Source organism: Vibrio tritonius (assembly GCF_001547935.1).
GTDB lineage: Bacteria > Pseudomonadota > Gammaproteobacteria > Enterobacterales > Vibrionaceae > Vibrio > Vibrio tritonius.
Map to the genome: position 1 here is coordinate 2640469 of NZ_AP014635.1, position 14546 is coordinate 2655014.

Annotated in this window: 9 protein-coding genes; 1 reads left to right on the top strand and 8 read right to left on the bottom strand. The window is 42.0% G+C overall.

Annotated features, from left to right (window positions below):
- From JCM16456_RS11680 to JCM16456_RS11710, 7 genes are all read right to left on the bottom strand, one after another.
- On the bottom strand, window positions 1–1983 hold the full coding sequence (locus tag JCM16456_RS11680) for an AAA family ATPase (RefSeq protein WP_068714526.1): 1983 nt from the start codon (window positions 1981–1983) through the stop codon (window positions 1–3).
- Window positions 1980–2177, bottom strand: a complete 198-nt coding sequence (locus JCM16456_RS11685; protein ID WP_068714528.1) for a DNA modification system-associated small protein — start codon at window positions 2175–2177, stop codon at window positions 1980–1982. Before JCM16456_RS11685 ends, JCM16456_RS11680 begins: the two co-directional genes overlap by 4 nt.
- Entirely contained in the window at window positions 2170–4284 is a 2115-nt protein-coding gene (locus tag JCM16456_RS11690) for a DEAD/DEAH box helicase family protein (RefSeq protein WP_068714530.1), read from the bottom strand. The genes JCM16456_RS11685 and JCM16456_RS11690 overlap by 8 nt, the downstream gene beginning before the upstream one ends.
- Window positions 4285–5200: 916 nt before the next feature.
- Complete coding sequence (locus tag JCM16456_RS11695; RefSeq protein WP_068714532.1) at window positions 5201–5437, bottom strand: hypothetical protein; 237 nt, start codon at window positions 5435–5437, stop codon at window positions 5201–5203.
- A 267-nt stretch (window positions 5438–5704) separates the two neighbouring features.
- Window positions 5705–6955, bottom strand: coding sequence for an HD-GYP domain-containing protein (locus tag JCM16456_RS11700; protein WP_068714534.1), 1251 nt, complete (start codon window positions 6953–6955; stop codon window positions 5705–5707).
- A gap of 252 nt (window positions 6956–7207) precedes the next feature.
- A complete protein-coding gene (locus JCM16456_RS11705; RefSeq protein WP_156430517.1) occupies window positions 7208–10348 on the bottom strand; it encodes a DUF748 domain-containing protein in 3141 nt (1046 codons plus the stop codon).
- A gap of 232 nt (window positions 10349–10580) precedes the next feature.
- A complete protein-coding gene (locus tag JCM16456_RS11710; RefSeq protein WP_068714537.1) occupies window positions 10581–11678 on the bottom strand; it encodes an ABC transporter substrate-binding protein in 1098 nt (365 codons plus the stop codon).
- A gap of 451 nt (window positions 11679–12129) precedes the next feature.
- Here JCM16456_RS11710 and arfB point away from each other — a divergent pair, with 451 nt between their 5' ends.
- Entirely contained in the window at window positions 12130–12543 is a 414-nt protein-coding gene (gene arfB / locus JCM16456_RS11715; protein WP_068714540.1) for an alternative ribosome rescue aminoacyl-tRNA hydrolase ArfB, read from the top strand.
- A 312-nt stretch (window positions 12544–12855) separates the two neighbouring features.
- On the opposite strand, the gene JCM16456_RS11720 is transcribed toward arfB, so the two are convergent.
- Window positions 12856–14337 (bottom strand): LysM peptidoglycan-binding domain-containing protein, encoded by a 1482-nt coding sequence (locus tag JCM16456_RS11720; protein ID WP_068714542.1) that lies wholly within the window; start codon window positions 14335–14337, stop codon window positions 12856–12858.
- Between the last annotated feature and the right edge of the window lie 209 nt (window positions 14338–14546).

Consider the following 14546-nt stretch of genomic DNA (forward strand, 5'->3'; position numbering starts at 1 on the left):
TCAATCACCTCTTTCAATTCTTGATTCTGTTGCAGAAATACGCTTTATCTGATAACGAGCACCTATTCTTTCTGCAAAATGACTTAAATCTTTTTTAGGATCAATCTCTCCCTCATGTACCAATAATACGACTTGCTCAGCCATCTTCGGCAAGTATTTAAGTACATTACTTCTATGCTTAGGATCTAAACGTCCTAAAGGCGTATCCATCACAATTGCGCCTGAATTTCTTGCTGTTCGATTTAAGCCATCAATTAATGATAAGGCGACAACTTGCTCTGCCCCAGCACTTCTTTCTTTAAGGGTTCTTCCTTCATGATCAATAATAGATAGTCCATAGTTTCTATTTATCTCTAAGCCACTATATGATTTCTCAGTAGTTAACTCAGAAAATGCCTCAGATGCGTATTTTTGTACATTGGATCTGAGCGAGTCACGTAACAGATCAATGCCATCAGAAAAAATACATTCTAGTTCCTGGCATAAATTAACCCTTCTAGAACTTAACTGCCCTTGAGCTCCTGCACTCTTTGAAATTAATGTAGCAATATGGTCTTGTCTCTTTTGGTTTTCATCAATAGATTGCTTGATTTTAGATAAATCATTTTTTATTCGAGATACATGAATAATCAGTTGCTCACGCTTTTCACGTTGTCGCATAATTTGATCGGTATCGTACTCTCGAATTTCTTCATCTATTTCATCTAGCTTGGTTTCGATTCTTATTAATTCAATATCACTTTGCCGCTGTTTATTTACAATCTGAACAATACGACTACATTCACTATGTGAAGTGATTTTTGATAATTTATCAATTTTGCTATTCAAATCTCTGACATTTTCAACATCAGTTACTGACAGCTCTGCCTCTGCCAAGTACTGTTCTATTGATGACTTTATTTTAGCCATATTGTCTTCGGGAATGTGTTGACCACAAGTCGGGCATAAAGGATTATCTAATGTCGCTTTTAATTCTGATATTTTATTTTTTAATGAAACTTCACGAGATAGCGCATCTTGAATACTATTTCTTCTAAGCTTGAGATCATCTAAGATAGGGCTGACACTTTCAGATAAGACATCCTTCCAAGCCGTTTTTAATAACTGACGTTGCTCATCTTTGAGATTGGCTAATTGCTGTTCCGTTACTTTTTTTTCTCCAATCAATCCTTCAAGCTGAATTTTTTTCTTCTGCACAGCTTCCGTATTTTTCAACTCATCATCTATTACGTCAATTTCATTCTGTTTTTCAGTGAGTTGTGCTTTTAAATCTCTCTGATCTTTTTCTAGTGAAGTAAGCTGAATATCAAGCTGTCTCTGTTGCTCTGCATATTGCTGTAGCTCTTTATCTTTTTTTGCATCTTTCGCTTGAAGAGCACGTGCTTTTTTACTCAAGGTTCTAAGTTCATCTCTTCCATGAATAAGAGCAGGAACACCTAATGCTTGTTCAATATGCTCTTTTATCTTTTCACCTTGTTCGCTTTCTTCAATCAATAAATTTTCATATTCCTGAAGCAATTCACCATCAAAAAGAAAAAACCTAGAAATTTCCTCAGGGATAACCTGATTTATTTTATTTATAATTCTATCAGCAGTTAGCACTTCACCATTGACTCTTAAACCAACATTTTCTTCAAAATCTGAATCATTTTTAGGTTCAGAGATATACTCTTTTTTCTTTATATGGCGCTTTAACTCATATTGTTTTCCAGCATGTGAAAACTTAAGAGTTACCCCCATTGACCAGTCTCCTTCAGCAGCAGAGTCCATATTAACAAGGTTAACTCTAGGAATTTCTCTTAAATGTCGACCAATAGCACTTCCGTAAAATCCCCATCTTATAGAATTGAGGAAACTTGTTTTACCACGCATATTATCGCCAAATAAAAGCATTACATTTTGAGTTTCATGCTGGGGAAATTGAACTTTTTGCTCTCCCTTATAGGGCATAAAGTTTCTTATACTTAATTCTTCAAGTTTCATATAAGTTTATATTCCTCATCTTTCACCAACTCATCTTCTATAAGAGCTTCCATCTTTTTTAGAGTAATTCTCTCTTTATCATATTGATGCGCACTTTGTAGTTGATAGCATTGCTTTATAAGGTCATCAGCAACTAACAATCCCTTTTGTTCCTTAATTTTTAGTAGAACACTCAACGGATCACTTTTATTCATTATCTTCTCCTACTTCTATACCATCAGTTTCAAGCAGACCAATTTCTTCTGGATCAATACCCAAATCAATGGCAATAGAGATTAATTTATTCGCACCAGACTTATTCACTGCCGTTTTTGAAAATTGAATACTTCTTTGCAGTTCACTTTTTAACAACGACAATTGTCCAGGCTCTAGATCCAGACTAATAGGAACAACTACAGCATCGTAAATTACTGCTAAATACTTTCCTTTGCACGTACGCAGTACACGTCCACGCCGCTGAATAAATTGCCGTGGATTTTGAGATGATGCAAGAATAACAGCATGGGAAATTTTTGGAATATCAACACCTTGATCTAAACAGCGAATTGAAACCATAATACCACCGAACTGTTTAAACCACTCAAGAGAAGCAGCCTGATCTCCAGACATATTAGTGTGATATTCACATGGTGAATAACCTTCTTTAACTAGCAGCTCCATAACTTCATCAAGCTGATATTGATCTTCACAGTAGACTAACCAACTTTTACCTTCCACATAATTTTCTTTTATCGTTCTAATGGCATATGGAATTTTTCGGGCGGCTTTTTTTGCTATTCGAGAACGTTGAATTAATAGATTTTGAACTCTAGCTGATACAATAGGCTTGCCATTATCATCACGTTTAGAGCGAGCAAACTCTTTAGAAATTTCCTTTGTTGCAACTTTCCAGTTATCAGACTCTTCTTCCGTTAAGTTTATTGGCTGAGGATGGTATTCGTACTTAACCAAACGACCATCGGCTATTGCATCTTCCAAAGTATATGGTGGTTGCACAATCGGGCCAAAATAATCAAGTATTCTTTTGGTTCCCAAAAAGTCATTATATCTGCGAGGTGTCGCGCTTAAGGCAAGGCGCTTGCCTCCTTGAATAAGAAGTGCGTTTGAATTCTCTTGACTACCTATTTCATGAACTTCATCAGCAATGACCATAAGGTGATCACCGCCAAAAATTTCACTTTGGAATGCTTGTGTTCTTGCTGTAGACATCGTCGCTAATACGACTCGCTTACCAGCATTAGCCACCGGACGAGTGAACTTATTTAATCGCTTATTTAGCTTCCACTTATTAAACCCATCACCAGCTTTCAATAAAATAACGTCAGGAATTTCTTCTTGAATCTCTTTAGTCCATTGTTTATGAAGCAGCCGATCAGGCACAAGTACAAGAGCAACGCCATCGTGTTCCAAGTGTTCAGCTAAAGCAACTAATGCAGTAAATGTCTTACCACTTCCTGTCGCATGTTCTAAAATCCCACAACAACCTTGAGTCTTCCATGCGTTAAGTGCATTTAATTGATGAGGTAGTGGTGTTCGTTTTTGTTTCATTTTAGATTTGTTTTTTTCGATATGTTTTTTACCAACATGAAAATAATCAATTAACTCAGCACCATTGATTTCATCAATCGTGTTTTTTGCTATAGACTCTAATTTCTGTTTGCTCAGCTCAGGGAAAGGGATGACACAAAGCCCTTCAACATCGTTGTTCCATAATTTTTCGAAATAAAGGACATTACGCTTAACTTGCCGCTCATCTCGCCCATGTTCCCAGCTACGATAAACATCCAGAGTCTCATGGTTACCTCTTTCGTGCCACCCATTCCATGACTCATTTACCGACCCTTTAAAACTAACTATATTTCCCTGTTCATCTTTTAGAAGCCCAAGCTTTGCATGGTATTCACCTTTTGCTTCAGGTAAAAATACAATTTTTATATCTAAAACACCGAGCTTAACTAATGTGGCAAGTGCTTCAGTATTTTTTGCTATATCGCTAGTAGTCAAAAGGTCATCAACATCATCTGATACCGCTTGTTCTACTACATTTAGATTTCGATAACCTTCAGCTATCGCACCTATATCAGATTCAGTAATACTTGGAGAACAAATAAGTCGAATTTTGCCTCCACGTTTAGCAAATTCAATAACGTTCGGACCAATTATGAGGAATACTGAAGAGCGAAAATATCCGACAGATCTGTCATAAAAAATTGAGTTATCTAAAGCTGGTTTATAAAAACTTTCGACTAAATCATCTTCACCAGTGAAGTATTCTTCCTTTAAATCAATATCTTGCAGCATATACATAACCCATTGCAAACAAGCTCATCCGGTTGAGATACATTTAATTATGAAATCCATATTATCAAAACGTAACTAGCTATTTTTCTGCTAAATACAGGATATAGGATAACGAGTACTGTCGTGACGACACGTATGGTTAACAAGTTTCACTATAACCAGCACCAGCAAATTATCTAACTACCCATCTGCAACTACACATGGGATTCCTAGCTCCTCAATTGAACTTATGCCGTCATTTTTATTACTCACTGCATATGGAGAAGACTTCGATAAGATGCTGAGTGCGCTTAATAAATCCAATGTTATGACCTATCCAACTAACCTTTTAGTATCATCATAAAGTATTAGTGCATCAAAAGTCATATCAAAATTGACATTCTTTGACAAAATTCGTGTATTTTATTGATATAAATGTAATCTTAATTTTAAGTGCCTACAGAAACCATAGCGTTTGGGAAATTCACACAGTCTCACTGAACTGAATTGACTACATAACCACCTCACGCGCTGCGCTCCCTCCCCACCCCTCCCTCTAAAGAAGGAGGGGGCTGATCGAGCACGTTGCTGGACCAGCAATTCCCCGGCCAATGGCTTAATGTCCGGGATAATTAAACCTCTACCGTTTACTGCTACATTAATTTGTCGCTGAGATGAAAAGCGTCATTACCAGCCCTACCTCAAAGCTGACGGGGCCGTTCGAGCATGTTGCGGATGCGGCAATTCCCCGGCCAATGGCTTAGTGTCCGAGATAATTAAACCTCTACCGTTTACTGCTACATTAATTTGTCGCTGAGATGAAAAGCGTCATTACCAGCCCTACCTCAAAGCTCACGGGGCTGATCGAACACGTTGCTGAAGCAGCAATTCCCCTACCAATGGCTAAGGCTATGGTTTACTGATACAAGAATGTTATTTAATCAAATAGCTTCTTGGGTGGCATAAGCCATGCTGGTGGTTGTGCTAGGTGCTTATTTTGGCGAGCTTCGTTCTCTGTCGCGGTTTTGAGGGTGTTGTCGACTTCTGGCAACGAGATAGTTTGCTCGGAAATCATAAGAGGTTTTTGTTGCTGTTCTAAACAAAAAGTAATTGAACTAACTAGGCAACCTGCCACAGCAAACAAAATGAGAAAATTACGGGCTTTTAAGAGCACGTTTGCACCTTTCCATGAACATTAAACAGCGGATCAGCTCAATGTTTTGGCAAAGGCGAAACCGGAGAAGAGAAGAATAACTAACTATTTAGGGCTAGACTATCAGGTAGATTTTGCCTGCTCCATACCTGAAAACAGGTAGAATTCGCATTTAGCTCTCAAAATCAGCAATTTAATTTACATATTTATCATTAAAAACACTCTTTAACTTTGTTGAAAAAATCTAGATCAAATTGTCGAGAATATGTGGGTGAGTCAATTTGTCCCTTAGGCGGCGATATTTCCAACAGCAATATCGTAGCAACTCTGTTGATGGTGATTCACAAACTCAACAATGGTGCGGTCAAGTTTTCCCGATTCCACCATATCCTCCAAAATGACCATAATTTTATCGATGTTCATTCCTTCTCGATAAGGTCGTGTTTGGGCAAGCGCTTGAAATACGTCACTCACCGCGATGATTCGCGCTTCCATAGAAAGGTTGGGACCACTTTTATGAAATGGATAGCCATGGCCGTTAATCCCTTCATGGTGCGAAGATGCCCATTGGGCAATCTCTTCAAGGCCATTAATATGATGTAAGATTTCGAAGGTTTCATAGCTATGCTGAAACATCACCGCCTGCTCTTCAGGAGTCAGTTTGCCCGGCTTATCTAGAATTTCATCAGGGATTTTCAGTTTACCGATATCATGCAATAGTGCGGCTATTTCTACTTTTTTACACTGCTCTTCACCCATGCCGTATTGCTGAGCGATATAAAGCGATAATGCGCCCACCCGCAATGAATGCTCGGCGGTAAACGGACTTTTTTGGTCCACAATATAGGCCATGATTTGCGAAAGCTGTTTGAGCTCATCTAACGACAAGCTTTGCTGGTTAGCACACCTTTGTGCCATCTCCCACGTAAAGTGATGGATGTGGTTGTCTTGCAGCATGATCCAAAAGGCTTCCGATTCCGCCAGTTTGATATAGGCTTGAACCAATTCAAAATCAAAATAGTGGGAAGCTTGATGGCAAAGCTCTGCTGTAATGTCCATGCGAGCCAATAAGATATCGCTGCCATAATGGGATGCCCCTAACACATCGACGCGATCAGCCAAGAAGACAAGATTCGCCATCATGGCATCACGACCAGAGATATCCGCTTGTGCGAGCTGAGGGTAAGGTGTGTGATGATACAAAATCGGTACCGCAAACTGCGCAAGCGGTGGAAACTCTTTAAGCAGTTCATAACCTATTTTGCAGTGCTCTTGAGCGTGGTCCCAATCAAATTCTGAGACCAATTTTTTGTGAGTAGCGTTGGTTGATACACCGATATCATGCAACATGCCCAGTTCAAAAGCGTATTCAACATCCGTATCGCTAAGGCCCAACTGTTTCGCGATGCATGAGGCAATATAGCCCACGCGTTTGCCGTGGTTGGTGTCATCCACCCCCACCAGCGAAACCGCGGTTTCTATCGCCAATATCAAATCTCGACGGTTCACTTTAAAAGCGCTTGGTGACGTCACTGTCATAGCATTCACTCCATCTACCCGTTCTCATGATAAGCATAGGAATGTTTTAGAGTTAACTAATGTTGTGAGTCACAAATTGAACTCTGGCTACTGACAAGCTCAAAACTACTGAAGTTTTACCACGCTTATGAGCTGTCAAGTATGTTGTTTATTACTGAATTTCTTACCTATGTTCTCGAATTCCCCCACATTAACATAGTTGATCGAGATCGCAATGTGAGGAAAAGGCTGTTTCATTAGGTAAAGCGTTAGCTAATCCGACCCTAAAGTAAGCAGCGCTTCAGTGGCAGAATGAGACAATTGTTTACTGCTGAGCAAAAAGACTCGTTCAGGTTCGATCTTAAGTTGGTTCACCAAATAAGCTTTCACGGCTTGGCCGCGGGCAATCGCCAAATCGAGCAAATCCTCTTGGGTTACGTTCTGTGCTTTGATGAGCTGGTTATAGAGTGAGGCATACAAACGCGTCTCCACCTCTTCCTCTTTTGGTACTTTTCCCTCTACGGTTAACTCTTGAGTGATGGCTTCACGCTGCGCATCCACACTCGGTGTTTGTGGCTGCTGCTCACGGTAATCATCGTAAAGATCGTCCACAGCATCACGGGCATCATCACTGGCGACATAACTTGCCGTTAGCGTTGGAGCACTGTCGACGCCCATCAGACTCAGTTGAGCACGAACTTTTTGTTCCGCCAGCGCATTGGCATCCACACTGGGATTGACCGCGCCTTCCACATTCAAACGCAGCTGTGGGCGTTTGGTTAATGCTTGAGCAAGCTGAGTTAAACGCTCTTGTTCTTTTGCCTCAATATTTGCTTGTCCAGCACTAAAGGTAATTTTGTTGAGTTCTTCATCACTACCAACCAGGTTCGCCAACAAAGAAAATGGTGATGTAACCGCTTTGGTCAGAATATTTTTCACGGCGGTCCAAATCACACTACCAACACCAAAACTGGGGTCATTCACATCGCCACTTACCTGCACACCTAGGTCAATCACACCATTGCGATCTTGTAACAATGCGAGCGCCAGTTTAACTGGAAGACTGGTCGCCAAATCTGAGTTGCTGGGCTTACCCAATTGCAATTGGTCGATATAAACCTGATTTGATCCTTTTAGCTGGCCGTTATCCAACAGGTATTGAACCGACAAAGAAAGTTGACCTTTATCGATGTAATACCCTGCGTAAGTGCCTGAATAAGTGTTGACTGACGTCAGCTCAGCGCTTTTCACTTTCATGGTCAAATCTAAATACGGTTTCGCCAGTAGCGGATTCACTTCCCCTTTTAGGCTAATTGGCGCGTATTGGTCAATTTTGCCCTTGAGGTCGACCTTAGCTGCGGTGTTGCCTTGTGAACTTAAATCGGTAATCGCCCCAGCAAGGCTGCGAATACCCGATGAGAAGTTAGGCAATAACGATAAGTCTGAAAAATAGGCCGAACCATCAATGACATTGATGCGATCCACTTGTAACGCGATTGGCAGTGGCGCACTTGGCTTGGCTTCAGTTTTGGTGCTTTTCGTCGCCTTTTTGCTCTTTTGCGCTGGCTGGTTAGGATCGGTTTTGGCAATGTCACCAATATTGGTGGTGCGGTCTTTATGAATGATTACCTTGGCATAAGGTTTGGTGAAATCGATATGATGCACCGTGACCTTGTTGGCCTTTTGCGAGTAAACCAATTTATCCACGTCGAGCCCTTGCCAAGAGACCAATGGCTCGCGGCTACGTAAATCATTTAGACGGAACTGTTCTACCGCCAACTTACCGGTGTAACTGGTGTCGTTATTTTTCCATGCACTGCGCAATTCACCTTCGGTTGAAAAGCGCCCTTTTTGCAAGGTCAAATTAGCGTATTGACCAAGGTAAGGTTGCAGCGCAGTGAGGTCGAAATCTTTAAACGCCAGTAAGGTAGTCAGTGTTGATTTGGCAATATCCACTTGGCCTTTACCGCTAAACTCACCACTGTTGTCTGGGTTATCTCCTTTTGCCACACTTGCTGAAGAATTATAGATTTCGAGCGACCATGAATAGTCGATAGGTCGGCGAAAATCGCTAAACACATTGCTCACGTTGAGCGAAATTGGCGTGATACGCCATGTGACATCATTCGCGTAAGCCTTATCTTGCATCGCAACATCTGCTGACAGTTGCAGCTGTTTAACGTTCACCACCCAAGGTTCAGCGCCACTTTCTGGCGACGCGGTCGTGTTATCTACATTGGCGGTCACCGCTTTTTTCTCTTCTACAGCAGGTGCTGTTTTGGCTGTGGCAGGTGGCGTATCGGTCGCCTCCGGCGTAAATAGCGTTTGTAAATCAACACCTTGTTTGGTTAATACGCCATTGACTTTTAAGCCGTTGACATCAATATTGCCCAAGGTGACGAGATGCTGTTTCGAGCTCAGAGAGATCTCCGATAAATCGAAGTTTTGCCACGCTAACTTCGTTGTCGCGTTTGTGGATTGACCATCATCAAACGCCACATCCTGCAGAGCGACACGACCTTGGGAGAGTGAGTATTGCGCCTCACCATTTTCATAACGAAAACGCACTATGCCGTTGGTACTCAACATACCTTGATTAAGATTGGCGGGAATCATGTTCTTGGCGTAAGGCCAAAACTGAGTGAGATCGACATTATCTAAAGCGAAACTGGCTTGCGCGACGACGGGTAGCAGTTGGAATTGCCCCTGCACGGACACCGCTTGATCATCACCGGATTTCGCTAAAAAGTTGAACTGGTTTAAGGCCTTATCATTTTTACCATCTTGTCCGATAAACGCCTGTAAATCGAGGTGTGTCAGTTCAAAGCTCATATCATGATAGGCAAGCTTTGCCGTCGCAATATGGTCAGAAAATTCAAATGAACCATCCACAATGGCGATGCGGTCGGCGCGAAATCTCGGAGTGGCACTCTCTGTTTCCGCCGGATCCTCCGCTGATTTGGGTTGGCTGTTCAATGCGGTAAGAATACTGATGATATTCGATTCTGGCTGTTGCTGTGCATTATTGGCACGAATCAAATCCACTTGCGGCTTTGTCAGCACCACTTCACTGACGGTTGGCGTTAGGGTAAAGAGGCTTTGCCAAAACTGAAACTGAGCGTGAAACTGCTCAAAACTGAATAGCTTAGTCTCTTCCTGCTGCGGCCAATTGGCAATTGCGCCTTGTTTTACCGTAACACGCAGCAGAAACGGGTTGATATGAATTTCACCAATGGTGACTTCGCGACCGAGCAGTTGGGTCGCCTTTTGCGGCAATTGACGTTCGAGCACCATAGGTAAGATGCCACCCAAAACAATGAGATAGAATCCATAGGCTGCCGCCAAGTAGCTCAAAAATCGCTGGTATTGCGGCAGCGTTTTAAAACGTTTTCGCCACTTGGTTAATATTGTCATTATCGCCTCACTGATCGCCGCTTCATTATTCTTGGTGTTGTGGTAAGCACCCACAGGTCATTTAAGTATGAAACACTTTTAACTGCTCTTCATGGATCAGCTTATCAGTCTTCGCGATGCTTGTAAGACAGCAATCGGTCATATTTTCTTTGGTGAAAAGAAAAAGCCCTTCATCAATAGAAGGGCTTGATATTATTAAGATATTCTCTTTAGGAAATAACCTAATAAAGTGTTACTCAGTGATAGAAACCGCAAAAGTCCCTTTAGGCATCACAGGCAAATATTTTTTGTAGAAGTTTAGGTAGTCTTGCTCTGGATTTAGATCCTTGAACACTTCTGGATAGAGCGCTTTGGCTAAGTATTCCGACATGCTGTAGTCAAGAATTGAGCGAGATGCACCTTGGTAGATACCAAACACACGCTTATCTTGCACCGCTGGCAGTTGCGACCAACCAGGGCGCTTGGTAAAACCTTTCAAACGATTTACCGCTTCTTGGCGATCAACCCCTTCGCCCATCAACACCGCATCTTTTACTGCAGAAGATTCAGTACCCGCCAAAAAGACCACTTGTGGTTTTGCCGCTAGCACTTGCTCTGGGTTAATCGGGCCCCACCATTCAACATAAGGAGCAGCGATATTATCGCCACCGGCTTGTTTAAGCATCGCGCCCCACATGTTTTTGCCGTAAGTAAAGCTGTATTGACTTGGCCCTTTGTTACCAAATTCGACGTAAGCGCGTGGCTTTGGCAAACCCGATTTAGCAATGCGCTCTTCAATCATTGTCATAGCATTGGAGTACTCGTTTGCTATGGTATTTGCGCGTGCTTCTTGGCCCGTTAGTTGACCAATGATTTTAGTGCTTGCCACGTGGCGAGCAACGGTTTGAGCGTTGTAATCCACAACCACAATTGGAATACCGGCTTGTTCAAGACGCTTAACGTCTGATCCTAAACCTTGGTATTGCCACTCAGCCAACACCAATACATCCGGTCTTAAACTGATCACTTTTTCAATCGAGAAGGTTTGCGCTTCTACTTCACCAACATCTGGAATTTGCGCCAATTTAGGGTCGTGTTTGGTATAAATTTCCCAACTGGCAGGACGCCAAACTTTCCATGTATCGCGGGAAAGCCCGACTACTTGATCAAATGACTTTTCGCCGCCAATCGCCATGTAATCTTCAGCATAAAAACCGAGGACGACGCGTTTTGCAGGCACATCTACTTGGATATCGCGATCCAAAATATCGTGAATCGTTTGTACTTCAGCTTGAGCAGAGAAGGCTCCCATGGCGAGCGCCAATGGAAGTAAGACTGACTTAAAATTCATGTTGAGCTCTCGTTATTGTAATAAGGACTTTGCCAATGAATTAGATAAGTAACGATTGGCGAGATGAATGTTAACATAGACAAATAATAATCAATATCATTTTTATTAAGTTAATAACTTGCTAATGTTAAAGATATTATTCTTAAACGAACGTTTATAGTCACGACAATATGGTTGGTTGACTAACCAGTGAGGAATGTAGAGTGATACCTCATGCTAATTGGGACACACAGGTCAAAAGTTGCAGGGTATTTGCTGACAAGTAGCCCCTCTTTTCTAGGCGTGGCGAAGAAGAGCCCATGAATGGGTTATGCGAGTCTGCGTTCAGCATCTGCCTAAATGACTTACATTAAGGCACTATTATTTAGGCCAACAAAAATGGCACATCCCGTTTTTGACATCTAGCGCTAAGTCGTTACACTCTCTTTTTTATCAAGCTCTGTGGTATGCCATGCTCAAAATATCCAACACTGTGACTCTTGCCGATTGGGAAATCGAGCTGACGGCCATTCGCGCCACAGGCAACGGCGGACAAAACGTCAACAAGGTATCATCAGCCATTCACTTACGTTTTGATATCCCACACTCCACCCTACCGGCTATCTATAAAGAAAGACTGCTTGCTTTGAATGATTCACGGATCACCAAAGAAGGCGTGATCATCATTAAGGCTCAAACCTTCCGCACTCAAGAGAAAAACCGCGAAGATGCATTGAATCGACTATTGGAAATCATTCAAGCCGCCATGGTCGTACAAAAGAAACGACGGGAAACCAAACCGACTCGTTCATCACAAAAAAAGCGGGTTGATAACAAGAAAAAGCAGGGTGAGAAAAAGTCACTGCGCGGCAAAATTAGTATTTAGAACATGGTAACCCAAAAGCTCCTCTTACTACCTTAAACCTAACACAAGCTATTTAATATCAGTTATTTACAAAGAGTACATGTTCAACGTACAGCTTGGTGAGTAAAAAGATCATGGGTAACCCAAAGCTCTGTAGCTTGAATTAAAAAGCCTATTCAGTTGGTATTACAAACGCGGTTAATTGCCCTGAGCTTTATGCACAAGTCATAAATTGAGGTGAGAGTCATTATTGGGGCACGAGCGGATGTTCTGTTGACCTTTATCAAGGCCAACAGGCGAGCAAAAATATCACAAGAGATAAGTATCGGTAGGTTAGTTGAGGCGGCCCAAATTGACAATCGGCAATTCTTCATCCACCACACTAAAGTTATTCAGTGCCCGTAAATGCGTACCTTCCAACATTTTATCAGGATAGCGATAGCGCGCATTGATAGGCCGTTGATAAAGACTCGGCAGTTCACGGGGGAGAGTCGTTTGCTCGTTAGAAAGAAGGTATTCTTTCGCGTCCACGACGTTAATTTCATCGCCCACCTGCAAAGCAGCAGGGTTAGAAAGATATCTAGGGTTGAGCTCAAGTAATCGCTTGGCAGAAATGCCATGTTTGAGGGCAATCTCGCTCCAACCTTCGCGCTTATTGCTGCCTAATTGGCGCTGAACGAAATAGGTCAGTGCACGTTTCTCACTATAGGCATCAACGAAAGCGCTTCGCTCACTTTGCCAATCTTTTTGATGGCGTGTATTGAGCAATTTAGGCATATCAATCGCAACACTGTATTTTTCAAGCCATTGCTCGTTGATGTTATCTAACTCATCGCGAGTAATTTGTCGTGGCAGATACACCAAATTCTGCTGTTTAATGACATGACCACGCAATTTCCAAAACAACAAAATAGCGGTTTGGTATTTATTAAACCCTTGCCGAGCATCAAGTTTTTCATGAGTTGAACGAGTTCCGTAAAAACTCCACTTACCGTCACCTAAGATTTTATATTCTTGAATCAAACGACGATGGCAAAAATGGTAGTAATAGCCTTCGGTAGGTAAACCTAAACGCTTGGCGCTTTCCACAGCAGGAACAACAGGAATGTAAGCATCACGAACGCTATCGGTGCCGATTTCATCTAAGGCAAGCGGATTCGGTAAGGTGATGCCCAACGGAGCTGACGCCACTTGAATCATTAGGCGTTTTGGCTCGTCAAAAGCGGTATGAATGGTAAATTTAGTGCCATGCTTGGTTTGCGATTTATGCCAAGTGCCTAACATAGGCTCTTGAACTGTCTTCGCCAAAGCAAAGGAGCAACCGACGTTGTTAATGAGTGTTTGTTCTGAACAAGCAATTTCGAAATTATATTCGTATTTTAGTGGCCTAACCGAGTCACTAAAATCCGGTCTAACTGACGTTGTTAGCTGAGATTCTTTGTGAGAAAACTGAGGACGTAAAAAGGGAAATTGTCCGGTTTTCGTTTGCTTCGATTTTGCTTGTTGGGAGGAAAAACCGCCCACTGCTTTTTTATTCGTTAATGCATACAATGCTTGATTTGCCGCTTCAGATAATCCCCCCTGCGTTCCTGAGTCTAGCGCCCAGTGAACATCGGAATCTGCAGCTTGCTTAAGTGCTGGATTCTTAGGGTTTTCTGTTAGCAGCCAAAGCTGGCCTTCTCTCAATTTTTCGGCAAAACTATCCAGCTCCATACCCTCAGGCACTAGAGCTTCTAATTCTTCGCGCGATAACTGATCCAGCCCACCTTCGACTTGACTATAAACAGAGCTATCTAGCTCTGTCAGCCTTGCCATTCGGTAAGTCATTTTTATTGTATTGCCTAGCCATAATTCTATTTTTATGCGCACATAGTACTGATTTATCTGGTTAAAACTACTCCATTTCGTCAGAACTTTGTCAGGGACAAATCTATTAGGCACAAGATCACATTTTTCACTCTTGACTATGCAACTTTACACATTTTTACACGTTTACTTCGTGCTATATCGTTAGAATACGCTAT

Excerpts from the sequence above, each read along its gene's own strand:
- arfB (WP_068714540.1), top strand. The coding sequence starts at position 12,130 with ATGCTCAAAATATCCAACACTGTGACTCTTGCCGATTGGGAAATCGAG.
- JCM16456_RS11710 (WP_068714537.1), bottom strand. The coding sequence starts at position 11,678 with ATGAATTTTAAGTCAGTCTTACTTCCATTGGCGCTCGCCATGGGAGCC.
- JCM16456_RS11700 (WP_068714534.1), bottom strand. The coding sequence starts at position 6,955 with ATGACAGTGACGTCACCAAGCGCTTTTAAAGTGAACCGTCGAGATTTG.
- JCM16456_RS11685 (WP_068714528.1), bottom strand. The coding sequence starts at position 2,177 with ATGAATAAAAGTGATCCGTTGAGTGTTCTACTAAAAATTAAGGAACAA.
- JCM16456_RS11720 (WP_068714542.1), bottom strand. The coding sequence starts at position 14,337 with ATGGCAAGGCTGACAGAGCTAGATAGCTCTGTTTATAGTCAAGTCGAA.
- JCM16456_RS11690 (WP_068714530.1), bottom strand. The coding sequence starts at position 4,284 with ATGCTGCAAGATATTGATTTAAAGGAAGAATACTTCACTGGTGAAGAT.
- JCM16456_RS11680 (WP_068714526.1), bottom strand. The coding sequence starts at position 1,983 with ATGAAACTTGAAGAATTAAGTATAAGAAACTTTATGCCCTATAAGGGA.
- JCM16456_RS11705 (WP_156430517.1), bottom strand. The coding sequence starts at position 10,348 with ATGACAATATTAACCAAGTGGCGAAAACGTTTTAAAACGCTGCCGCAA.